At 75.3% G+C, this 22,598-nt stretch carries 23 protein-coding genes; 11 read left to right on the plus strand and 12 right to left on the minus strand.

Annotated elements, in window-relative coordinates:
* Positions 1-118: 118 nt before the first annotated feature.
* Positions 119-871 carry an HAD family hydrolase gene (locus tag LG943_RS03945; RefSeq protein ID WP_270070773.1) on the plus strand — a complete coding sequence of 251 codons (753 nt, stop codon included), beginning with the start codon at positions 119-121 and terminating at the stop codon, positions 869-871.
* Positions 871-1,749, plus strand: a complete 879-nt coding sequence (locus tag LG943_RS03950) for an NUDIX hydrolase (RefSeq protein ID WP_270070774.1) — start codon at positions 871-873, stop codon at positions 1,747-1,749. Before LG943_RS03945 ends, LG943_RS03950 begins: the two co-directional genes overlap by 1 nt.
* A gap of 79 nt (positions 1,750-1,828) precedes the next feature.
* Here LG943_RS03950 and LG943_RS03955 read toward each other — a convergent pair whose 3' ends face one another.
* From LG943_RS03955 to LG943_RS03970, 4 genes are all read right to left on the minus strand, one after another.
* Entirely contained in the window at positions 1,829-3,097 is a 1,269-nt protein-coding gene (locus tag LG943_RS03955; RefSeq protein WP_270070775.1) for an APC family permease, read from the minus strand.
* 156 nt (positions 3,098-3,253) lie between these two features.
* Entirely contained in the window at positions 3,254-3,529 is a 276-nt protein-coding gene (locus tag LG943_RS27815) for a DUF1876 domain-containing protein (RefSeq protein WP_270070776.1), read from the minus strand.
* A 34-nt stretch (positions 3,530-3,563) separates the two neighbouring features.
* The gene (locus LG943_RS27820) at positions 3,564-3,767 is read right to left on the minus strand and encodes a DUF1918 domain-containing protein (protein WP_270070777.1); all 204 of its coding nucleotides are present in this window, start codon (positions 3,765-3,767) and stop codon (positions 3,564-3,566) included.
* Positions 3,768-3,968: 201 nt separating this feature from the next.
* Positions 3,969-4,727, minus strand: a complete 759-nt coding sequence (locus tag LG943_RS03970) for an SDR family oxidoreductase (protein WP_270070778.1) — start codon at positions 4,725-4,727, stop codon at positions 3,969-3,971.
* A 211-nt stretch (positions 4,728-4,938) separates the two neighbouring features.
* On the opposite strand from LG943_RS03970, the gene LG943_RS03975 reads away from it, so the two are divergent.
* The 5 genes from LG943_RS03975 to LG943_RS03995 all read left to right on the plus strand — a co-directional run bounded on the left by LG943_RS03975 (position 4,939) and on the right by LG943_RS03995 (position 10,325).
* Positions 4,939-5,610 carry a class I SAM-dependent methyltransferase gene (locus tag LG943_RS03975; protein ID WP_270070779.1) on the plus strand — a complete coding sequence of 224 codons (672 nt, stop codon included), beginning with the start codon at positions 4,939-4,941 and terminating at the stop codon, positions 5,608-5,610.
* A gap of 170 nt (positions 5,611-5,780) precedes the next feature.
* A complete protein-coding gene (locus LG943_RS03980) occupies positions 5,781-6,377 on the plus strand; it encodes a TrmH family RNA methyltransferase (protein WP_270070780.1) in 597 nt (198 codons plus the stop codon).
* A 275-nt stretch (positions 6,378-6,652) separates the two neighbouring features.
* Entirely contained in the window at positions 6,653-8,044 is a 1,392-nt protein-coding gene (locus LG943_RS03985; RefSeq protein WP_270070781.1) for a hemolysin family protein, read from the plus strand.
* Positions 8,041-9,051 (plus strand): hemolysin family protein, encoded by a 1,011-nt coding sequence (locus LG943_RS03990; protein WP_270070782.1) that lies wholly within the window; start codon positions 8,041-8,043, stop codon positions 9,049-9,051. Before LG943_RS03985 ends, LG943_RS03990 begins: the two co-directional genes overlap by 4 nt.
* A gap of 332 nt (positions 9,052-9,383) precedes the next feature.
* Positions 9,384-10,325, plus strand: coding sequence for a DMT family transporter (locus LG943_RS03995; protein WP_270070783.1), 942 nt, complete (start codon positions 9,384-9,386; stop codon positions 10,323-10,325).
* 101 nt (positions 10,326-10,426) lie between these two features.
* Here LG943_RS03995 and LG943_RS04000 read toward each other — a convergent pair whose 3' ends face one another.
* The 4 genes from LG943_RS04000 to LG943_RS04015 all read right to left on the minus strand — a co-directional run bounded on the left by LG943_RS04000 (position 10,427) and on the right by LG943_RS04015 (position 12,834).
* Entirely contained in the window at positions 10,427-10,969 is a 543-nt protein-coding gene (locus LG943_RS04000; RefSeq protein ID WP_270070784.1) for a hypothetical protein, read from the minus strand.
* A gap of 227 nt (positions 10,970-11,196) precedes the next feature.
* Complete coding sequence (locus LG943_RS04005) at positions 11,197-11,619, minus strand: organic hydroperoxide resistance protein (protein ID WP_270070785.1); 423 nt, start codon at positions 11,617-11,619, stop codon at positions 11,197-11,199.
* A gap of 62 nt (positions 11,620-11,681) precedes the next feature.
* Positions 11,682-12,215 carry a MarR family winged helix-turn-helix transcriptional regulator gene (locus tag LG943_RS04010; RefSeq protein WP_270070786.1) on the minus strand — a complete coding sequence of 178 codons (534 nt, stop codon included), beginning with the start codon at positions 12,213-12,215 and terminating at the stop codon, positions 11,682-11,684.
* A gap of 172 nt (positions 12,216-12,387) precedes the next feature.
* On the minus strand, positions 12,388-12,834 hold the full coding sequence (locus LG943_RS04015) for a MarR family winged helix-turn-helix transcriptional regulator (RefSeq protein WP_270070787.1): 447 nt from the start codon (positions 12,832-12,834) through the stop codon (positions 12,388-12,390).
* Between the two features lie 198 nt (positions 12,835-13,032).
* Between LG943_RS04015 and LG943_RS04020 the strand changes: the two genes are divergently transcribed.
* Positions 13,033-13,278, plus strand: coding sequence for a type B 50S ribosomal protein L31 (locus tag LG943_RS04020; protein ID WP_270070788.1), 246 nt, complete (start codon positions 13,033-13,035; stop codon positions 13,276-13,278).
* Positions 13,279-13,408: 130 nt separating this feature from the next.
* On the opposite strand, the gene LG943_RS04025 is transcribed toward LG943_RS04020, so the two are convergent.
* Both LG943_RS04025 and amaB read right to left on the minus strand, forming a co-directional pair.
* Positions 13,409-15,793, minus strand: coding sequence for a lysylphosphatidylglycerol synthase transmembrane domain-containing protein (locus tag LG943_RS04025; RefSeq protein ID WP_270070789.1), 2,385 nt, complete (start codon positions 15,791-15,793; stop codon positions 13,409-13,411).
* 400 nt (positions 15,794-16,193) lie between these two features.
* Positions 16,194-17,735, minus strand: coding sequence for an L-piperidine-6-carboxylate dehydrogenase (gene amaB / locus LG943_RS04030; protein WP_270070790.1), 1,542 nt, complete (start codon positions 17,733-17,735; stop codon positions 16,194-16,196).
* A gap of 287 nt (positions 17,736-18,022) precedes the next feature.
* On the opposite strand from amaB, the gene LG943_RS04035 reads away from it, so the two are divergent.
* On the plus strand, positions 18,023-19,186 hold the full coding sequence (locus tag LG943_RS04035) for a pyroglutamyl peptidase (RefSeq protein WP_270070791.1): 1,164 nt from the start codon (positions 18,023-18,025) through the stop codon (positions 19,184-19,186).
* A 214-nt stretch (positions 19,187-19,400) separates the two neighbouring features.
* Here the strand turns inward: LG943_RS04035 and LG943_RS04040 are convergent, their stop codons facing one another.
* Positions 19,401-19,661: a hypothetical protein gene (locus tag LG943_RS04040; protein WP_270070792.1), complete on the minus strand. Its 261-nt coding sequence runs from the start codon at positions 19,659-19,661 to the stop codon at positions 19,401-19,403.
* Positions 19,662-20,011: 350 nt separating this feature from the next.
* Positions 20,012-20,434 (minus strand): hypothetical protein, encoded by a 423-nt coding sequence (locus LG943_RS04045; protein WP_270070793.1) that lies wholly within the window; start codon positions 20,432-20,434, stop codon positions 20,012-20,014.
* Positions 20,435-20,546: 112 nt separating this feature from the next.
* On the opposite strand from LG943_RS04045, the gene LG943_RS04050 reads away from it, so the two are divergent.
* Together LG943_RS04050 and LG943_RS04055 are read left to right on the plus strand one after the other, a co-directional pair.
* Positions 20,547-21,191, plus strand: coding sequence for a response regulator transcription factor (locus LG943_RS04050; RefSeq protein WP_270070794.1), 645 nt, complete (start codon positions 20,547-20,549; stop codon positions 21,189-21,191).
* Between the two features lie 93 nt (positions 21,192-21,284).
* Complete coding sequence (locus LG943_RS04055) at positions 21,285-22,583, plus strand: ATP-grasp domain-containing protein (RefSeq protein ID WP_270070795.1); 1,299 nt, start codon at positions 21,285-21,287, stop codon at positions 22,581-22,583.
* The last annotated feature ends 15 nt before the right edge of the window (positions 22,584-22,598 follow it).

Consider the following 22,598-nt stretch of genomic DNA (forward strand, 5'->3'; position numbering starts at 1 on the left):
CGGGGCCGCGGCCCGCCGGCCGCTCCACCGCCAACGGACGGCCCCAACCGCGTTTCCCCAGCTCGCCGAGTATCGTGGGGATGTTTGCCCCCAAGTCGGGATACACGGAAAAGGACCCATGCCCGCTACAGCCCCCGCCCCCGAGGCCATCTTCTTCGACCTCGACGACACCCTGCTCGACGACCGCGCCGCCAGCTCGGCCGGGCTGCGCACCCTCATGGAACTCCTGGGCCACCCCGACTTCGGCGCCGCGCGCCGCCTCTGGGACGTCCAGACCGACATCTCCTTCGGCGCCTACATCGCCGGCCGGCTCACCCTGGCCGAGCAGCGCCGCGAACGCGTGCGCGCCCTCGCCGTCCAGGCCGGCCACTCCCACATCGCCGACGCCGCCTGCGACGACCTCTACCAGCGCTACCTGGCCGCCCACCGCTCCGCCTGGGCGCCCTTCCGCGACGTCGCCCCCGTGCTCAACGACCTGGCCGGCAACGGCGTGCGCCTGGCCGTGGTCACCAACGGCATCGAGCAGTTGCAGACCGACAAGCTCGCCCGGCTGGGCATCGCCGACTACTTCAGCGCGGTCGTGTGCGCCGACACCGTCGGCGCCGGCAAGCCCGACCCCCGCATCTTCCACGTCGCCTGCCAGCGCGTGGGCGTGCCCCCCGCGCGCACCTGGCACGTGGGCGACCAGGTCCGCGCCGACGCCCTGGGCGCCATCGCCGCCGGCCTGCACCCCCTGCTCATCGACCGCCACGACGGCGGCGAGGCCGCCGCCCCCCACGACATCACCGTGGTCACCGGCCTGGACGAGGTCCGCAACCTGGCACGCGCCGCCCACACCGCCGCCGCCCGCCCCGCCGGCCCGGTCCTGTGATGGCCGCCCCCGCCGCGCCGCGCACGGCCCGCCGCGTCACCGCCCACCTGCTGTGGACCGACCCCCAGGGCCGCGCCGTGCTGCCGCCCTCGCCTGACGACCCCGACGCCCCGCCGCACGGCGGCGAGACCCTGCCCGGCGGCCGCGTCCGCTACGGCGAGGACCCCGCCCAGGTCGCCCGCACCGCCGCAGGCGCACCCCCCGGCACCCCGCTCACCCCGCGCGACGTGCGCACCGAACTGACCCTGCTGCACAGCGCCGAGGGTCCCCTGGAGCTGCACACCGACCGCCTCTACTACACCGCGCCCCTGGCCGCCTGCCCCGCGCCCCCCACCGGGCGGCGCGTGCCCCTGCGCGCCGCCGCGGCCCTGCCCGCGCTCCCCGCCCCCGCCGACCTGGTCGAGGAGGAGCCCGCGCGCCCCGGCCGCTCCCTGCGCCGCCTGGCCGCCTACGGCGTGGTCACCGACCCCGCCGGGCGGCTGCTGCTCAGCCTGATCGCCCCCGGGTTCCCCGGCGAGAACACCTGGCACCTGCCCGGCGGCGGCGTGGACCACGGCGAGAACCCCCGCGCGGCGCTGCGCCGCGAGATCGCCGAGGAGACCGACCAGGACGCCGGCGTGGGCGCCCTCATCACCATCACCCACCACAGCAGCGACCGCCCGCCCGACCCCCGCACGCCCACCACCCAGACCTACGCGGTGTGGACGTTCTTCCACGCCCACGTCGCCGACCCAGGCACGCCCCGCGTCACCGAGGTCGAGGGCTCCACCGCCGACTGCGCCTGGTTCACCACCGAGGAGCTGGCCGACCTGCCCCTGTCGCGCACCGCGCAGGAGGGGCTGGCCGCCATCGCCGCCGGCGCGGGCCTGCGCGGCTGAGACCGCCGCGCCGCCGCCGGCGCGCACTCCCCCGCCGCCGGCCGCGCGGCCGGCGGCGGCGCCGCCCAGGCGGCTCCGCTCAGGAGCGCAGCCCCGGCAGCACCCGGCGCACCCACCACAGGCCCGCGCCCAGCGCCAGCACACCCACCCCGGCCATCACCGAGTTCAGCGGCAGGCTGAACGCCAGCACCACGCACCCGGCCAGCCCCACCACCGGCACCAGCAGCGGCGGCCGGTTCTCATCGGGCCCCAGGCGCAGCGCCGAGGCGTTGGCGATCGCGTAGTAGGCCAGCACCCCGAACGCCGAGAACCCGATCGCGTCGCCCAGGTCGGCAGCCAGCACCAGCACGCACACCGCCGCACCCACCGCCAACTCGGCCCGGTGGGGCACCCCGAAGCGCTCGTGCACCCCCGCCAGGAAACGCGGCAGGTGGCCGTCGGCCGCCATCGCCGCCACCGTGCGCGACACCCCCAGGATCAGCGCCAGCAGCGCCCCCAGGCTCGCCGCCGCCGCACCGGCGGTCACCGCCGGCACCAACTGCGGCCACCCGGCCGCCACCACGGTGTCGGCCAGCGGAGCGGCGCTGGCCGCCAGCCCCTCCCGACCCAGCACCGTCAGCACCGAGGCGCCCACCAGCAGGTACACCACGAACACCCCGGCCAGCGCCAGACCGATCGCCCGCGGGATGGTGGTGGAGGGGTCGCGCACCTCGCCCCCCAGCGTGGCGATCCGCGCATAGCCCGCGAACGCGAAGAACAGCATGCCCGCCGCGCCCAGCAGCCCGAAGAACCCCGGCCACTGGGTGGTGACGTCCAGATGGCGGGGATCGGCCTCGCTGCCGCCCAGGGCCACCGCCACCACCGCGGCCAGCACCGCCAGCACCAGCGCCAGCAGCACCCGCGCCACCACGGTGGACTTGCGCAGCCCCGTGTAGTTCACCGCGGTCAGGCACACCACCGCGCCCACCGCCAGCGGCCGGCTCCACTCCGGCGCCACGTAGGCGGCGAAGGTCAGGGCCATCACCGCGCACGAGGCGGTCTTGCCCACCGTGAACGCCCAGCCCGCCAGGTAGCCCCACATCTCGCCCAGGCGCTCGCGCCCGTAGACGTAGGTGCCCCCCGACTCGGGGTGGCGCGCGGCCAGGCGCGCCGAGGAGGTGGCGTTGCAGTAGGCGACCACGGCGGCGATCAGCAGCGCCACCAGCAGCCAGGCCCCCGCCTCCTCGGCGGCCGGGGCGAACACCGCGAAGACCCCGGCGCCGACCATGGCCGACGCCCCCAGGGTGACGGCATCGGCGGTACCCAGCACCCGGGAGGGGCGGGCCTGCGATCCTGAAGAGGTGGTCATAGTGCCTGAGTCTGCCCCAGCATGATCACGCCTCAGTGAACACCGGCGTGACCCTGTGCGACCACATCCGGCCGGATCGCACCGCCCCGCCGTGCCGGCGGGCGCGGGCGGACCCCGCGCCCGCCCGCGCGGCGTGGGGATTCGCACACCCCGCGCTCACACGCTCCACGGCACCCCCGTGTGCTCGTCGATGTCCTCGGCCGCGACCTGCCGCAACTGCCGCGACAGGTCGGCCAGTGCCCGAGAGACGGCGAGTTCGTCGCCGATCTCGGGCACGTCGGCGTCGGCGGGGTGCTTGCGCGCCATGCCGTGGCCGCGCAGCCCCGGACCGTCGTCGGCCACCAGGCCGACCTCGGCCAGGGTGCGGGCGGCATCGCCCTCGCTCTCCTCCGACAACACAACGTCGATGTTCCACCGCTTCGTGGTGTGCATCGCACCCACCTCCAGCGTCGCGGGCCGGCCGGGCTCAGCGCCCGGCCGCCTCCCGTTCGATATGGGCGTCGGGTCCGGGATAGACCAGCGTCTCGGTGCCGGAGGCGTTGTCCAGCCAGCGGACCCGGTAGGGCGGCGCGCCCTGCCCGCCGCGCACCTCGGTGACCACACCGGTGCGGCGGTGGGCGTCGTCGCGCCGCGCCTCGACCACGAGCCGGTCGCCGACACGTGCTCTCATGGCGACTCCCCTCGCGAACGCGTGGGCGCCGAAGGCGGGGCCGCGGCGCCCGGTCCTCACATCTGGGGGCTACCCACCATCCTCCGCCTCACCACCGGCGAATTCAAGCAGGTCAGGCGGCTTTGCGGGGACGCGGACACGGGGGCCGGCCGCCGCCGGGCGCGGACCGCCGGCCCCTCCGCTCCCGCACGCGCGGGAGCGCTACTCCACACCGGCGCTGAGGGTGCGCCCGCCGTCGAGGGTGATGGTCTGGCCGGTGACCCAGGAGGCGTCGTCGGAGGCCAGGTAGGCGATGGCCGCCGCCACGTCCTCGGGCTCGCCCAGCCGGCCCAGCGGGTACCCGGCCGCGACCTTCTCCTCGTCCTCGGCGAACAGGGCGGTGGCGAACCGCGTCTTGACCACGGCCGGCGCCACGGCGTTGACCCGCACGCGCGCCCCGGCCAGCTCGTAGGCCAACTGCTGGGTGAGGTTGATCATCGCGGCCTTGCTGGCGCCGTAGATCCCGATCCCCGGCGAGGGGTGCTGGCCGGCCAGCGAGGCGACGTTGACGACCGCGCCGCCGTGCTCGGCCATCCACGCGCGGTGCACCGCGCCCACCCACGCGGCGGCGGCGATCACGTTGACCTCGAAGATCTTGGCCATGGCGGCCGGCTCGACGTTGACGATCGCGTCGAAGACGGGGTTGGTGCCGGTGTTGTTGACCAGGACGTCGATGCGGCCGAACTCCGCCATGGTGCGCTCCACGACCGCCGCCCGGTGCTCGGCGTCGTGCGCCTTGCCCGCGACGCCCAGCGCCGCCTTGGCGCCGCCCAGCTCCTCCACCGCCTTCTCCAGGGGCTCGGGCTTGCGGCCGGTGACGACCACCCTGCCGCCCTCCTGCACGATGCGCTGCGCGGTGGCCAGCCCGATCCCCCGGCTGGCACCGGTGATGATGGCGACCCTGCCGTCGAAACGTCCCACGAGGCTGCGTCCTTTCGGTCATGACTGCGTTGCCTCACCTTACCGACCGGTCGGATTGTGATGTGGGCCGCCCCGCGCCGGGACGCCGCTCCGCCGCGTCCGCGCCCCGCTCGCGGCGCGGCGCACGGCGCCGCGTCGGCCCTGGTAACGTTCGCGGCTGGATTCCACCCGGCGGGCGGGGACGGCCCGCCGCCACCGAACGGAGGAGGCCGTGCCGGAACGCGACGGCGGCCCGCGCGACGACGCGCCCGCAGGCCCCCAGCACTACTTCAGCGCCGACCCCGGCGTGGCGAGCCGGCCGGCCGGCGTCGACCTGGTGCTGCCCGACCTGCACCTGCGCCTGGCCACCGACCGGGGCGTGTTCTCCGCCGAGCGGGTGGACCTGGGCACCCGGGTGCTGCTGGAGTCGGTGCCCCCGCCGCCGGCGCGCGGCCGGCTGCTGGACCTGGGCTGCGGCTACGGCCCCATCGCCCTGGCCATGGCCGCCCGAGCGCCCGGCGCGAGCGTGCTGGGGGTGGACGTCAACACGCGCGCGGTGGACCTGGCGCGGGGCAACGCCGCGAGCAACCACCTTGACAACGTAGATTTCCAAGTGGTGGCGGCCGACGGCACCCCCGCCTCCGCGGCCGGCGCCGCCGCCCTGGCCGGCCCCTTCGACGCGCTGTGGTCCAACCCGCCCATCCGCGTCGGCAAGGACGCGCTGCACGCCCTGCTGCGCACCTGGCTGGGCCGCCTGGCGCCGGGCGCCCAGGCCCACCTGGTGGTGCAGCGCAACCTGGGCGCCGACTCCCTGCACCGGTGGCTGGAGGAGTCCGGGCTGCCCACCGAGCGCGCGGCCTCGCGCGCCGGCTTCCGCGTGCTGCGGGTGACCGCCCCGGCCTGACCCCCTCCCTCGCCCCCTCAAGGGCGCCGGCGCCGCCCGCCCGCCGCCCGGCCCCTCCCCCGCCGCGCCGGGCCGAGGGGGAGCCTTCCGGGCCGCCGGCGCCGGACGGTATCGTGGTGGCGGGCCGATCCGGCCCCCCGACCCGACCGGACACGAGGAACACACCGCAGGTGAGCACGCAACTGCGCCCCACCGACGTCAAACGACTCAACCGCCAGTGGCGCAGGCGCACCGAGGGCCGCGTCTCCCTGATCGTGGAGTCGGTGACCCAGCCCTTCAACCTGGGCTCGATCCTGCGCACGTGTGCCGCCTTCGGCGTCGAGACCGTGTGGCTGGCCGGCAACTCCGTGGACCCCACCCACCCCCAGGTCGGCAAGACCGCGCTGGGCACCGACCAGAAGCTGCGGTGGGAGAAGCTGCGCGGCGCCGCCGAGGCGGTCGCCGCCGCCCGCGCCGACGGCTACCGGGTGGTCGCCGTGGAGCTGGCCGACACCGCGCTGCCCCTGCACGAGGCCCCGCTGGAGGGCGACGTCTGCCTGGCCGTGGGCGCCGAGGACCACGGCTGCTCCCCGGCGCTGCTCAACGGCGCCGACGCGCTGGCCTACATCCCCCAGATCGGCCGGGTGGGCTCGCTCAACGTCGCGGTGGCCACGGCCATCGCCGTGGCCGAGACCCGCGCCCGCGAATGGCGCCGCCCCGTTGCGGCCGCCGAACCCGCCGAAAACACCGCCGCCGCGCCCGCCTCCGAGGCCGCCCGACCGCGCTGACCTCCCCTCGCGCGCCCCCACTGCGGGCGCGCCCGGCCCTTGGGGCCGCCCCCGGCGATCACCTTCCGATCGCAGGGTTCAACCCGGCGCCGCCCGGGAATTTTTCCAGCTCCACGTTCGTCAGCACCCTAGACACGAGATGAGAGAGGATACGTGGACCCGTCCCGAAGTACCGGCAGCGTCCTGACCACCGGACGCGCCTCCGAACCCGACGAGCCGCCATCACCAGGTAGCGTGCGCACCGAGTTTCCCCGCTCCGAGGCGGTGCGCGCGACATGAGCGTCGTCCTCAACATCCTTCTCGGAGCACTGGTGATCCTGGCGATCACCGCGGCGACCGGCTACTTCGTCGCCCAGGAGTTCGGCTACATGGCGGTGGACCGCTCCCGCCTGAAGGCCCGCGCCGCCCAGGGCGACTCCGGCGCCCGGCGCGCACTCGCGATCACCAACCGCACCTCGTTCATGCTCTCGGGCGCCCAGCTCGGCATCACCGTCACCGGTCTGCTGGTCGGTTACGTGGCCGAGCCCATGATGGGCGAGGGCGTGGGCGAACTGCTGGGCTGGGCCGGCGTCCCGGCCGGCACCGGGCTGGCGGTGGGCACCGTGTTCGCGCTGCTGTTCTCCACCGTGGTGCAGATGGTCTTCGGTGAGCTGTTCCCCAAGAACCTCGCCATCGCCCGTCCCGAACCCGTCGCGCGCTGGCTGGCCCTGTCCACCGGCGTGTACCTGCGGGTGTTCGGCTGGCTGATCTGGCTGTTCGACCAGGCGGCGATCCTGCTGCTGCGGGCGGTGCGCATCCAACCCGTGGAGGACGTCCAGCACGCGGCCACCCCGCGCGACCTGGAGCACATCGTGGAGGAGTCCCGCGAGAGCGGCGACCTGCCCGCGGAGCTGTCCACGCTGCTGGACCGCACGCTGGACTTCCACGACCGCACCGCCGAGCACGCGATGATCCCGCGCCCGCAGGTCTCCACCGTGGAGGCCGGCGAACCGGTGAGCCGGGTGGTGGAGCTGATGGCCTCGGGCCACTCCCGCTTCCCGGTGCTGGGCGACGGCGTGGACGACATCGTCGGCGTCATCTGCCTGCGCGACGTGCTGGCACTGGGCGACCGCGACCTGGACTCCGTGCCGGTGTCCGACGTCGCGCGCCGCGCCGTGCTCGTGCCCGGGTCGCTGCCGCTGCCCGGCGTGCTGGAGCAGTTGCGCGCCTCCGACGAGGAGTTCGCCTGCGTGGTGGACGAGTACGGCGGCCTGGCCGGCGTCATCACCACCGAGGACATCGCCGAGGAGCTGGTGGGCGAGATCGCCGACGAGCACGACCCCGAGGACGCCGGCGAGGCGCGCGTGGGCGAGGACGGCAGTTGGCTGCTGCCCGGCGCGCTGCACGTGGACGAGGTCGAGCGGCTCATCGGCCACGACCTGCCCTCCGGCGACTTCGAGACGATCGGCGGCCTGGTCATCAGCGAGCTGCGGCGGCTGCCCGAGGTCGGCGACAGCGTGCGCGTGGAGCTGCCGCGCCATCCCGGCGCCGGCGACGACGAGCCGCTGCGCGCCATCGACCTGGGCGTGCGCACGGTCGACCGGCACGTGCCCGAGACCGTGCGGCTGGAGCTGCGCGAGACGCCGGCCCACCAGGGCGCCGGCAAGGACAGCGGGGTGAACGCATGAGCGACCTGAACCCCGTGTGGGCCATGGTCATCACGGTGACCATCATCGGCCTGAGCGCGTTCTTCGTGGCCATCGAGTTCGCGCTGGTGGCGGCGCGCCGCTACCGGCTGGAGGAGGCCGCCGAGACCAGCCTGTCGGCGCGCGCGGCGCTGAAGAGCTCGCGCGACCTGTCGCTGCTGCTGGCCGGCTCGCAGCTTGGCATCACGCTGTGCACGCTGGCGCTGGGCGCCATCACCAAGCCGGCCGTGGAGCACATGCTGGAGCCGCTGTTCGCGGGGCTGCCCGAGGCGGTCTCCCACGTGGCGGCGTTCATCGTGGCGCTGGTCCTGGTCACCTTCGTCCACCTGGTGGTGGGCGAGATGGCGCCCAAGTCCTGGGCGATCTCCCACCCCGAGCGCTCGGCGACGCTGCTGGCGTTGCCGATGCGCGGGTTCATGTGGCTGACCCGCCCGGCGCTGGTGGTGCTCAACGGGCTGGCCAACTGGTCGCTGCACCGGGTGGGCGTGCAGGCGGTCGACGAGGTCGCCGGCGGCCACGGCCCCGACGACCTGCGGGAGCTGGTGGACCACTCGGCCAAGGCCGGCGCCCTGGACGAGGACCGCCGCGACCAGTTGGCCACCGCGCTGGAGGTCAACTCCCGCCCACTGCGGGAGATCACCACGCCGCGCGAGGAGCTGGCGGCCGTGGCGCCCTCGGCGTCGCTGGAGGAGGTCAAGCGGGTCTCGCGCGAGTCGGGGCACCTGCGGTTGGTGGTCTGCGAGGGCCCCGACCCGGTGGGTGTGCTGCACGTGCGCGACGCGCTGACCAGCCCGCCCGAGACCACCGCCGCCGACCTGATGCGGCCGGTGCTCACCCTGGAGGGCGACACCCCCATCTACGCCGCGCTGGGGATCATGCGGGAGAGCCGCACGCACCTGGCGCTGGTGGAGGAGGGCGGTGAGCTGGCGGGGCTGGTGACCATGCAGGACATGCTGGACCGCCTGCTGGTGATCGACTCCGCCGCCTGAGGCGTCCGCCTCACGGCACAGGCGCGGAGCCGGGAGCGAAGGGGCGCCCGGCGTTGGCAGCGGGCGCGGTGACCGGCCGGGGCGCGGTGATGAGCCGAGGGCGCGCCGCGCGGCCGCAGGGTAGGGGGATGACCGGGGGGGCGGGCGGCACCGCTGCGGGAGGCCGGACCCGGCCACCCGGTCCGCCCGGGGGGAATCACTCCGCTGGGCGGGCTGTTCTGCATTGCTGCACCATCGCCCGCGCGCCGGCCGCCCGCGGGCGTTTCGTGGTGTGCGCGGCGCGCGCCGCGGCGCGGGGCGGCCGGAGCACACGACGAGTGAAGGACGGGCACGTGGCCAAGACACGCGAGGCGGACCGGTTGTGGGCGGTGGCGCTGGCCGCCGCGATGTGGGGCACCTCGGCGCTGATGCGCGAACCGCTGGCGCGGGAGCTGCCCGCGGCCACCATCGTTTTCTACGAGCACGTCGTCATCGCGCTGCTCCTGCTGCCCTGGATCGTGCCGGCGGTGCGGGCGCTGGCCAAGGCCGGTCCGGTGGTGGTCGCCTCGGTCGTGGTGATCGGCGCGGGGTCCTCGGCGCTGGCCACGACCCTGTTCACCATGGCGTTCACGGCGGGCGACCCCATCACCCCGCAGGTGCTGCAAAAGCTCCAACCGGTGTTCGCGATCGTGCTGGCCCTGGCCCTGCTCGGGGAGCGGCTGGCGCCCCGGTTCGCCCTGTTCGCCGCGCCCGCGCTGGTGGGCGCGTGGTTCCTGGCCTTCCCCGACCCCTTCGCGGTGAGCGTGAGCGACGCCCAGGGCGCGGCCCTGGCGGTGGGCGCCGCGCTGCTGTGGGCGGCGGGCACGGTACTGGGCCGGCTGGCCGGGGCGCGGCTGACGTTCATGCACGTCACGGCCCTGCGGTTCGCCATCGGGCTGCCGGCCGCGCTCGTGATCGCGCTGGCGTCGGGGTCTTCCCTGGCGATCAGCGCGGGGCAGGTGCCCGGGATCGTGCTGCTGGCGCTCATCCCCGGCCTGGCCGCGCTGACGCTGTACTACTGGGGGCTGCGCCGCACCGCCGCCTCGCGCGCCACCCTGGGCGAGCTGGCGTTCCCGCTGGTCTCGGCCCTGGTGGGCGTGGCGCTGCTGGACGCCCAGCTCACCTGGGGCCAGTGGGCGGGCGGCGCCGTGGTGCTCGCGGCGGTCACGGCGCTGACGCTGGACCGCTCCGGTCCGCGCCCCTCGGGGGTGGAGGCGCCCGCCGAGCCGCCCGTGGTCGGGGCGGCCGGGCGGTAGCGACCGAGCGGTGGCGGCCCCGAGCCGCCGCCGCGCGCCCGTGATGCGCGGCGCCCGGGGCGGGGGCCGCGCGGGTTGCGGGAAATGTGGCGCTTCCCGGCTCAGGCGGTGGCCAGGGAGGCGGTGAGGGCGGCGAGGAAGGACTCCCGCACGGCGGGGTCGCAGTGCGCCGCCTCCAGCACCCGCTTCTCGCGGTCGGCGTCGGGGCCGGCCTCGTGGTCGGTGCCGGGCTCGGCGGCCACCGGCATGGAGGAGGCGCCGTCCCAGCCGGGCATGGCGGGGTAGGTGACGTCGATGACCACGCGCCGGCCGTCCAGGGCGAGGGTGAGGTAGCGGTGCACGTCCCACAGCCCGTCCTCGGGCAGGACCCGCGCGGCCGGCTCGCCGAACAGCTCCCGGGCGCGGTCGCGCGGGCAGTGGTGCACGCGGTGGACCAGGCGCGGCTCGGTGTGCGGCCAGCGGCGGCGCAGCGCCGCCGCGAGCAGGGCGTGCTTGGTGGCGCCGGTGCCGCGCCACTCGGCGAGGGTGCCCTCGGCGGTGCGCACGCTGGGCGCGCCGAAGGGGATGCGGTGGACGGCGTCGACCACGTCGGCCAGGGAGGCGGCGGCGGGCAGGCCGGCCCGCGCGATAAGGGGGTCGAACATGGCCGCCAGGGTAACCAACCGCGGGCCGGCGCCGACAGCCCGTGACCGCCGGCGTTCGCGGCCGCTCCCCCCTGCTGTGCCGGTCGGCCCGCGCGCCGGCGGTCACGCGGTCGCGGCGGTGGGGAGCGAAGCCGGATCGGGGGGTGAGCCGGGTCGGGTCGGTCCGCGCCGCGAAACGCGGCCGGCCGGGGTGCCCCGAGGGGCGCCCCGGCCGGCGGCGGCGGAGGTCAGCCCGCGATGGCGTTGAGGGTGACCTCGATGTTGCCGCGGGTGGCGCGGGAGTAGGGGCAGACCTGGTGGGCGGTCTCGACCAGCTTCTGGACCTCCTCCTGGGACTTGCCCGGGACGGTGACGTTCAGCTCGACGGCCAGGCTCAGGCCGTCCTCGACGCTGCCGATGCTCACCTTGGAGTCGATGGTGGAGCCCTCCAGGCTCACGCCGGACTCGCGGGCGACCTTCTTCAGCGCGCCGTGGAAGCAGGCGGCGTAGCCGACCGCGAAGAGCTGCTCGGGGTTGGTGCCGGGGCCGTCGTCGCCGCCCAGGCCCTTGGGCACCGACAGCTCGACGTCGAGCCGGCCGTCACCGGTGCGGCCGTGGCCCTTGCGGCCCTCGCCGTCGACGGTGGCCTCGGCGGTGTACATGACCTTCATGGGGGTCTCCTTCTGGTGTCTGCTGCTGGGACGGATGTGCCGCTGGGCGCGGCCCGCCGGGGTCAGCGGTCCGCTCCCGCCGGCTCCGGCCCGCCGGCCGTGCGCCGCGCCCGGAGTGCGGCCGTTGCGGCGCCGGCGGAGCCGGTGAGGCGATCGAGGGCGGTGCGCAGTTCGGCGGCCTCGGCCGCGGTCATCCCCGTGGCGGCCAGGACCCGGCCGGGTACCCCGCGGACCCGCGCGCGCAGCGCGGTGCCCTCGGGGGTGGCGCTGACGAGCACCACCCGGTCGTCGGCCGCCTCGCGGCGGCGCCGCACCAGGCCGGCCTCCTCCATGCGGCGCAGCAGCGGTGACAGCGTGCCCGAGTCCAGCCGCAGCGCCGCGCCCAGCTCCTTGACCGACAGCGTGCCGCGCTCCCACAGCACCAGCAGCACCAGGTACTGCGGGTAGGTGAGGCCGACCTCGGCCAGCAGTTCGCGGTAGAGCCCGGTGAGGGCGCGCGAGGCGGCGTAGACGGCGAAGCAGAGCTGGCGGTCGTGGCGGAGGGCGTCGGCGGTGTCCGCGCCGGTGGGCTCGGCGGTATCGGCTGGGTCGGCCATGGGAAGCTCGGTCCTTCCTCGATCGTGGTGAATGTAGCACAACCGAGTTGCGCACAACCTAACTGGGGCGAGGAAGACGGGAACGCGCACGTGAACCCGATGGTGGGCGTGGCCGACGAGACGGCGGCGGGCGGCCCGGGCGGGCGGCGAAAGCGCCCCTGGCCGGTCCGCCCTATCCCTCCGCGCGGCTCTGGGCGCGGCGCAGTTTCAGGGCGATGTCGCGCAGGGCGCGCAGTTCCTCAGGTGTCAGCGCGGTGCCGACGTAGTCGTGGATGGCGGCGGCGTGGGCGCGGCCGACCCGGCGCAGGACCTCGCGGCCGCGCTCGGTGAGCCCGACCACGATGCCGCGCCGGTCGGTGGGGTCGCCCGCGCGCGAGACCAGCCCGCTCTCGGCCATGCGCTCCACCAGGCGGCTGATACTGGGCTGGGTGAGCAGCACGTGCTCGCTGAGGTCGCGCAGGCGGGTGCCCTTGGGGCAGCGCGAGAGGGTGAACAGGACGTCGTACTCGCGCATGGTGACCTCCCACCCGCGAAAGTCGTCCTGGAATCGGCGCATCAGCGCGATCTGGGCGCGCGCCATCGCCTCCCACGCCTCCTCGGCGAGTTTGTCCCTGGCCATTGCCTCCGCCTTTCCACCCCCCGGCCGCCGCCCGGGTCCGCGGACCGGCGGCGGGTGCACCCCATGATTCCACCGGCGCGCCCGCGCTCGGACGCCTTCGGCGGACTCACCGCACCCGGGGAATGAAAACGCTTGTCGATTGTTGTAGGAGGTCCGCGGCCCCGCGCCGCGGACCGCGACACCTTCAAGGAGCAGTCCATGCGCACCGGAATCCACCCCGAATACCGCACCGTCGTCTTCCGCGACAAGGCGGGCGAGACCGCTTTCCTGACCCGTTCCACCCGCACCTCCACCGAGACCGTGGAGTGGGAGGACGGCCGCACCTACCCGGTGGTCGACGTCGAGATCTCCAGCGCGAGCCACCCGTTCTACACAGGCCGGGGCCGCGTGGTCGACACCGCGGGCCGGGTCGAGCAGTTCCGCCGCCGCTACGGCCGCGGCTGATGCCGCCAACGCCGTCGGTGCCGCTGCGGCCGCCGGCGCCCCGCGCGGCATCGGCTCCCACGCCGCGCGGCGCCGGGTCCCGCCCTCGGCGCCGCCACTCAGGCCCGGGCGCGTCCGCCGCGCCCGGGCCTCACAGTGCCTTGCGCCGCTGGAGCCAGTGGAACGCCGCCCAGCCCGGCAGCACCGGCAGCCAGAACGTCAGCAGCCGGTAGAGCAGCACGGCGGGCAGCCCCACGCTGGCGGGCACGCCCGCGACCGTGGTCAGGCCGCCCAGCAGCGCGGCCTCCACCGCGCCCAGGCCGCCGGGCGTCGGCGCCGCCGACCCGATCGCGTTGCCCGCCAGGAACACCACGGCCAGCGCGGCGATGTCGGCCCGCCCGCCGAAGGCGGCCACCGAGAACCCCAGGCACATGACGAACCCCACCGTCAGCAGCAGCGTGCCGCCCACCCCCATGACCAGCCGGCGCGGGTGCTGGAGCAGGTCCAGCAACTGGGGCAGGGTGCCCTGGAAGTAGGGCCGGGCGCGGTCCAGGACCGCCCGGCGCAGCCGCGGCAGCAGCAGGACCAGCGCCACCGCCACCGACAGGGCCGCGGTGACGACGATGACGGTGGGCGAGGGCGAGAAGTCGGCCAGGTAGGCGGTGCCGGTGAAGTACGCGCACACCAGCAGCAGCGGCACGTGCAGGATGAGCCCGACCGCCTGCGAGAGCCCCACCGCCGAGATCGCCAGGCCGGGTGAGGCGCCCATCTGCGCCACATAGCGGCTGTTGATCGCCAGCGACCCCAGGCCGGCCGGTGCCGCGATGCGCACGAACGAGCCGGCGTACTGCACCAGCACCGTGGTCCACAGGCCCAGGCGGATCGGCACGAAGCCCATGAGCGCCATGGCGGCGGCGACCATGCACAGCGTCGAGGCGCCGAAGGCGGCGGCGGTCCAGCCCAGGTCCGCGTCGGAGATGGTCGACAGGTCCACGCCAGCCAACTGGTAGGCCAGCGCCACGCCCACGGCGGTGGCCACCACCACGCTGACCACGGTGCGCGGCCGCATGCGCTCCAGCCGGGCCGGGCGCGCGGGCGCCTCGGGCACGGCCCCGGTGATGCGCCCGCGCAGCGCGCCCAGCACCTCGCGGTGGGCGCGCAGCCGGCGGCGCAGCGCGAAGGGCATGCCGGCGGCCTGGAGGAACGGCAGGGCCGCGGCCACCGTCTCGCGGCCCAGGACCCGGATGGCGGAGTCCACCGCGCGCTCCTCCCCCACGCGCAGCGCCAGCACGGTCAGCAGCGCCGCGACGTCCAGCGACGCCTTCAGCGGCGCGGCGGCCACGGTGCCGGTGGCCATGCCGGTGAACACCACGCGCCCGTCCAGCCGCCGGCCCACGGTGTCGCCGTTGACGCTGCCGTGGGTGATGCGGTGGCGGTGCAGCAGGTCGAGTTCGGCGAAGACCGCGTCCAGGACGGAGTCGGTCAGCTCGGCGGTGTCAGTCTCGTCCAGGGTGCGCACCCGCATGTGCTCGGTGACCAGGGCGACCGTGCCCAGGCCGAGTTCGCCGATGGCCAGCACGCGCGGTGCGGCGGCCCCGGCGGTGCGCGCGGCGTAGTCCATCAGCGCGGCGTGCTCGACGCGGCGCTGCACGCCCAGCAGGACCGAGGGCGCCGCCGGGCCGCGCAGCATGACCGCGCCCAGCAGCCGCTGCCACAGGCCCGTGGTGTCGTCGGCGCGGATGAGCACGACGTCGAGGCGGCGCTGGACGGTGTCGACGGCGAAGCGCTGGTTGCCGTCGGCGTCGGCGCCCACGGGGTGCAGGCCCAGCGGCTCCCAGCCGAACCGGCGCAGTTCGCGGATCAGCCGCCCGGTGGCGGGCACGGGCCGGCTGAGCCCCACGGCGTAGGAGGCCACCGAGGCGCACGTCCAGCCGGCCAGCACGGTCAGCACCAGGGCCAGGGGCGTGGTGACCCCGGCCAGCAGGACCGAGGCCGAGGTGGCGGCGATCCCGGCCCACATGGCGGCGCGCACCCGGGGCAGGTGGCCCAGCGGCAGCGCGCGGACGTAGGCGATGGCGCCGGCGAGGTAGGCGTGCAGGGGGCTGGTGAAGACGCTGCTGGACTCGGGCGCCAGCAGCACGTCGGGCAGTGCGCCGGGGGCGGCCATGGCCTGGAGCGTGACGTTCACCGCGCCGGTGAGGCCGTAGCCGAACGCGGCGGCCGTCAGCGCGCGCACGATCTGGCGGAACTCCTGGCGCAGCAGCCGCTCCACGGCGGTGACTCCGATCAGCACGACGACGGTCATGTTGGCCACACCGGCGATCAGTGCCAGCAGCGAGGGGGGCAGCAGGGTGCGCAGCTCGGCCGGCGCGGGGGCGGTGTCGCCGTCGGTGGTGGCGCGGACGACGAACAGCACGCCCGTGATGGCGAGCGCGCCGGCGAACGCCACCAGCAGGTCGACCGGCCGCCGCGCCGTCGGCCGCAGCTCCGCCAGCCGCTCGTCGCCCCGGGGCGCGCCGTCTCCTCCTGGTTTCACGCTCATAAGACTGCCCGACCCGCCGCACTGCTCGCGTTAGGCCCCCCATGGCGTGTCCGGCGGTCCGGGGAGGGGCAGCGGGAGGTGCCGGGAGGTGGGTGGACGGGGTGGCCGGAAGCGGCGCGGGCCAGTAGTGTTACCCGTGGGTAGTGCCGCAGACCCCCTCCTTGCGGCACTACCCCGTTCTCGTTCGCGGCCCGGTGGCGGGCGGCACGGCCGCGCGCCGCCTCGCCCGCGCCGGCACCGGTCGAGCCCCGGCCGCGTTGGGTGCGGCGGGATCGGGGTAGCGGGCCTTCACACCGCCTTGGCGGCTCGCGGACCGGCCGGCGCGGCACCTCGGACCTCCTGCGGCGCCGGCCGCCCCGCCCCCGCCCGGCTCGGCTCAGCCCGGATCAGCCCCTCACAGGAAGCTGACCCCCTGGGCCAGCGGCAGTTCGGTGGAGTAGTTGACCGTGTTGGTGGCCCGGCGCATGTAGGCGCGCCAGGCGTCGGAGCCGGACTCCCGGCCGCCGCCGGTGGCCTTCTCGCCGCCGAACGCCCCGCCGATCTCGGCGCCGGAGGTGCCGATGTTGACGTTGACGATCCCGCAGTCGGACCCGGCGGCCGACATGAACAGCTCCGCCTCGCGCTGGTCGCGGGTGAAGATCGAGCTGGACAGCCCCTGGGGCACGCCGTTGTGGACGGCCAGCGCCTCCTCCAGGGTGCGGTAGGTCAGCACGTAGAGGATCGGCGCGAACGTCTCCTGGCGCACGATGTCGCTCTGGCGCGGCATGGACACCACGGCCGGCTCCACGTAGTAGGCGTCGGGCGCCTCCTTCTCCAGGCAGCGGGCGCCGCCGCCCAGCACCGTGCCGCCCTCGGCGGTGGCCTGGTCCAGCGCCTGGGCCATGGCACGGTAGGCGCCCTCGCCGATCAGCGGCCCCACCAGGGTGGTGTCGTCGAAGGGGTCGCCGATGCGGGAGCGCAGCCGGGCGTAGGTCTCGACCACGCGGTCGGTGACGGCCTCGGCCACGTCCTCGTGCACGATCAGCCGCCGCAGGGTGGTGCAGCGCTGCCCGGCGGTGCCGGCCGCGCCGAAGACCACGCCGCGCACGGCGAGGTCGAGGTCGGCCGAGGGCGCCACCACGGCGGCGTTGTTGCCGCCCAGCTCCAGCAGGCAGCGGCCCAGGCGGGCGGCCACCCGCGGGGCGACCTCGCGGCCCATGCGCACCGAGCCGGTGGCGCTGAGCAGGGCCACGCGGGGGTCGTCGACCAGCAGGGCGCCGGTGTCGCGCCCGCCCACGACCACGTGGTGGACGTCGGCGGGCGCGCCGACGTCGGCCGCCGCGCGCGCGAGCAGGGCGTGGCAGGCCAGCGCGGTGAGCGGGGTCAGCTCCGAGGGCTTCCACACCACGGTGTCGCCGCAGACCAGCGCCACGGCGGTGTTCCACGCCCACACCGCGACGGGGAAGTTGAAGGCGGTGACCACCCCGACCACGCCCAACGGGTGCCAGGTCTCCATGAGCCGGTGGCCGGGCCGTTCGGAGGCCATGGTGCGGCCGTAGAGCTGGCGGGACAGTCCCACCGCGAAGTCGCAGATGTCGATCATCTCCTGGACCTCGCCGGCGGCCTCGGAGCGGATCTTGCCCGCCTCGACGGTGACGATGTCGGCGAGGTCGCCCTTGTGCTCGCGCAGCAGCTCGCCCAGGCGGCGCACCAGTTGGCCGCGCGCGGGCGCGGGGGTGTCGCGCCAGGCGGTGCGGAAGCAGGCGTCGGCGGCGCCGATCGCGCGCTCCACGTCGGCGGGGTCGCTGACGGCGACGTCGAACAGGGCCTCGCCGGTGATGGGCGTGCGGGCGGGGTGGCCGGTGCCGGTGACCTCGGTCAGGTGGTCGACGCCGCAGCGCTGGAGCGCGGAGGTGGCGCGTTCGAGGACGTGGTCGGTGCTGGGGAGCGCGGGCATGGCGTGTCGGGCCTCTTCCGTGTCGTCCCCTCGCCGTCGAGGGGCGGCCGTGCGGGTAGGTCACTCGTTCCCGTGCGGCTCGCCCGTTAATCGCCCGCCGGGCGCCGGCGGCGGACGGCGCGGGGCGCCGGATGTGGGAGGCTGTCGAACCGTACGCCACGCGCGATTCCGTCGCAGGCGGGGCGTACGGTGACGACTTCGACAACCACCGGCGTCTGCGCTATACCCGGAAGGAGGAGCGGCGTTCTCCTCGGCCGAGGGCCGGGGCGGGGCACGCCGCCACGCACATGAAGGCCACTGCCAGCACCGTCGAGGAGTCCCGCACCGCGTCCGCGGCGCCGCAGGCGATCCTGCGCCGCTCGGGGTTCGCCGCGGCGGCTCCCCTGTTCGCCGCCGACCTCGCGTCGGCGCGCGGCGTGGACGATGCCGAGCAGATCGTGGCCGCCCACGGCCGCCGGCTGTGGACCGAGGCGGTGCGCCAGGCCGGCGCGGTCGCCGACGACCGCCACCTGTACTGGGCGCGGCTGACGCTGAGCGCCCGGCTGCGCGCCTGGCAGCCCGACTTCCCGCTGCCCGAGTCCGACCGGGCCGCGCTGTCGGACCGCCTGGAGCGCGCCTCACGGGGCCACGACGACCTCGTGTTCCCGCCCGACGACCGGCTGCTGCGGGTGATCGTCACCGGGTTCGACCCCTGCGGCCTCGACACCGACCTGCGGCGCTCCAACCCCTCCGGCGCGGCCGCGCTGACCCTGCACGGCGCCGGGTTCGAGGCGCGCGGGCGCCCGGCGGCGGTGCGCACCGCGCTGTTCCCGGTGCGCTGGCGGGACCTGTCGGCGGGCATGGTCGAGCGTGTGCTGGGTCCGCATTACTCCCCCGGCCCCGGCGCGGCGCCGGCGGACGCGGTGATCACCGTGGGCCAGGGGGAGACCGGGCGCTTCGAACTGGCGGCCTACTACGCGGGCTGGCGCGACGACTCCGCCGACAACGAGGGGGTGCGCGCGCCGGGGCCGGTGCCGCTGCCGCGCGCCGAGCCGGGCGCGGATCCGGCGCCGGCGTGGACGGAGTCCACCCTGCCGCGCGCGGCGATCCTGGAGCACGCGGCGGTCCTGGACCCTGCGGCGGGCGGGCGCTTCCCGGTGCGCGAGGCCGCCGAGGTCACCGAGATCGCCCCCGGAGAGTCCGCGCCCCGCACGCACCCGGGCGGCCCGGTCGCGGGCTCGGCGGCGCGGGGCGGGTCGTGCGGCGCCGGGTTCTCCAACGAGGTGGCCTACCGCAACACGCTGCTGCGCGACGCCTCGGGCCGGGCGGTGACCGCCGGGCACGTCCTCACCCCCGCGCTGGAGGTGGACGCCGCCGACCCCGAGGCCCTGAGCGGCCCGGCCTTCGAACGCGACCGCGCCGACATCGTGGCGCAACTGCGCGCGATCATCGAGGCGGCCCTGGCGGGGTGACGGGCGCGCACGTCCCGTGCGCCGTCACCACCCCGGCCGCCCGCGCCGAATGCCGGTGACCGCGCGCCCGACCCCGCGCCCCCGACCGGCTGACCGGCGTCGGTGCGGCGTCGGTGTGAACGTGAAGGGGGGCCGAAAAGAGCCGCCCCCGACCCGTGCGGGTCAGGGGCGGCTCTGCCGGCCCAGGGCGGCCGGCCGCGTGCGGTCGGCCGGCTCAGTAGGCCGAGAACGCGGCGAAGCCGTAGAGCACCCAGTAGGCGATGCCGACGACGACGCTGACGCCGAAGAGGATCCAGGCGATCAGCGAGCAGGTGCGCGCGGTGGAGGGGTTGGTGTTCAGGTTCACCACGGCGACGATGCCAAGGATGATCCCGATGATCCCGAAGGGCCAGCACAGGCACAGGCCGACGACGTTGGCGATCAGCGCGCCGATGGCGCTGCCCTGGCTCGCCGGCGGCTGGCCGCTGCCGCCCATGCCGGGCGGGGGCGGCGGCGGGGGCGGGCCGTAGCCGCCGGTTCCGCCTCCACCGGGACCGTAGGGTCCGCCCGGCGGCGGACCGGGGGGCGGGGGCGGCGGCGGGGGTCCCCATCCGGGTCCCTGCGGCGGGTGGCCCCCTGGCGGCCCGTAACTCATCTGCGATTCCTCCCCGTAGGAGCCCATGGAGGCTGCTGGGTACGTGTGGGATGTCCGAACGATGCTGCCAGATGTGATGTGCCGGGGACGGCCCCGGTTCCCACTGTTCGGGGAGTTGTTACCGATTCGGGTCACAGCGGCGCGGCCCGCCTCACCCTTGGTCAGCCCTCGTCTGGTCAGCCCTCGTCTGGTCAGCCCTCGTCCTCCAGGATGCCGTCGACCAGGTCGCCCAGCACCCGGGCCCGCTCCTCGTCGGTGAGGTTGGCCAGTTCCGCCAGCGCCCCGGCGGTCTCGACGCGGTCGCCCGCGCGGCCCTCCACCACGCACAGCCGCACCACCTCGCGCGTGGCGATGTCGAGGAACCGCAGTTCGTCGGGCGGCGCGAGGTCGTAGAGGGTCACCGGGTAGCGGGAGTGGCGGTTGCGCCACTGCTCGGCGCGCTTGAGGACGAAACCGTGCAGCAAAGAGTCCAGCACCGCGCTGTCGCCCAGCGCGTCGGCGTCGCCCTGGGCGCGGCACTCGGCGCAGTTGGCCAGCTCCGCCTTGAGCAGCCGGCGCGCCCCCGGGTGCGCCACGTGCTCGGCGTTGAGCTTGCTGGGGTGTCGGTGCGCCATGGCCCCAGCCTAGCCAGCCCTGAGGGCCGCGCCCGGCCGGGCCGCCGCGCACCGCGCGACTTGCGATAATGGCGCCGACCCCGCCACCGTGCCGACCCCTTCCGGAGTGACCATGCGGCTCATCCTCGCCGACGACTCGATCCTGCTGCGCGAGGGCCTGGTGCGGCTGCTGGAGGAGGAGGGCCACGAGGTCGCCGCCGCCGTAGGCGACGCCGAGGCGCTGCTGGCGGCGGTGGCCGCCGACAAGCCCGACGTGGCGGTGGTGGACGTGCGCATGCCGCCCACCCACACCGACGAGGGCCTGCGCGCCGCCCTGCGCCTGCGCGAGTCCCACCCCGACGTGGGCGTGCTGGTGCTGTCGCAGTACGTGGAGCAGGGCTACGCCGCCGAACTGCTGGCCGGGCGCGGCGAGGGCGTGGGCTACCTGCTCAAGGACCGGGTCTCGGAGGTCGAGGAGTTCCTGGAGGCCCTGGAGCGGGTGCACGCCGGGGGCACCGCGATCGACCCCGAGGTGGTGCGCCGGCTGCTGGCGCGCACCACGCGCGCCGACCCGCTGGCCCGGCTCACCGAGCGGGAGCGCAGCGTGCTGGAGCACATGGCGCAGGGGTTCGCCAACGCCTCGATCGCCAAGCGGCTGCACGTGTCGCAGAGCGCCGTGGAGAAGCACATCTCCTCGATCTTCGACAAGCTGGAGCTGTCCCACTCCTCCGGATACAGCCCCCGCGTCCTCGCCGTGCTGCGGTATCTGGGCGGCTGAGGCGGCCCGCCGAGGTTCGAATCACGTCGATCGGGCATCGCATCCCCGTCATCCCCGGGTAGCCACCCGGCGAAAGACGAGAAAGGTGCCCCAATGACCAAGAACATCTTCGTCCTCGGTCTGGACGAGATGAACCGCGAGACCCTCGGCAGCATCCCGGGATCGGAGGACTACCGGTTCCATCCGCTGCTCACCAAGGAGCGGCTCCAGGGGACGGAGGATCTCGACCTGGGCGAGGTGGTGGCCGAGGCGCGGGCGCAGCTCGACGCGTTCGACGGCTCGGTCGACGCCATCATCGGCTACTGGGACTTCCCCGTCAGCACGCTGGTGCCGGTGCTGTGCGCCGAGCGGGGGCTGCCCGCCGCCCCGCTGGAGGCCGTGGTCAAGTGCGAGCACAAGTACTGGAGCCGGCTGGAGCAGGCCGAGGTCATCGACGAGATCCCCGGCTTCGCCGAGATCCCGTTCGACTCCGAGCGCCCGCCCGAGCACCTGAGCTACCCGATGTGGCTGAAGCCGGTGAAGTCGTTCTCCTCCGAGCTGGCGTTCCGGGTGACCGACGACGCGGAGTTCCGCGACGCGCTGGCCCAGATCGAGGAGGGCGCCGGCCGGGTGGGCGAGCCCTTCGAGTGGGTGCTGGAGAAGGTCGAGATGCCCGAGGCCGTGGCCAAGGCCGGCGGCGTGGCGTGCCTGGCCGAGGAGGAGTGCTCGGGCCGCCAGCTCACGGTGGAGGGGTTCGTCTACGGCGGCCGGCCCCACGTCTACGGGGTGGTGGACTCCCACAACTACCCCGACACCGCGAGCTTCCTGCGCTACCAGTACCCCTCCGACCTGCCGGGCCCGGTGATCGAGCAGGTCACCGAGGTGTCGGAGAAGGTGGTCACCCGTCTGGGGCTGGACAACTGCACGTTCAACATCGAGTACTTCCACGATCCCGACACCGGCCGCACCTGCCTGCTGGAGGTCAACCCCCGGCACTCCCAGTCCCACGCGCGGCTGCTGGAGTTCGTGGACGGCTACCCCAACCACGCCTACGTGGTGGAGTTGGCGCTGGGGCGCGAGCCGCACCTGCGCGAGGGCGGCGGCCAGCACAACGCCGGCGCCAAGTGGTTCCTGCGGCGGTTCTCCGACGGGATCGTGCGCACCGCGCCCGACGCCGACGACGTGGCCCGCATGAGCGAGGACATCCCCGGCACTGCCGCCAACATCCTGGTGGAGCCGGGCACGCGGCTGTCGGACCTGCCCGACCAGGACAGCTACAGCTACTGCCTGGCCGAAATCTTCACCGGCGCCAACGACACCGAGGGGCTGAAGAACACCTACGAGCTGTGCCTGGCCCGGCTCCCGTTCGAGATCGAGGACGTCGACGACGTCGAGGACGGAGACCACCGCTGAGCTGACCAGCGTCCG

Source organism: Streptomonospora mangrovi (assembly GCF_027604915.1).
Classification (GTDB): domain Bacteria; phylum Actinomycetota; class Actinomycetes; order Streptosporangiales; family Streptosporangiaceae; genus Streptomonospora; species Streptomonospora mangrovi.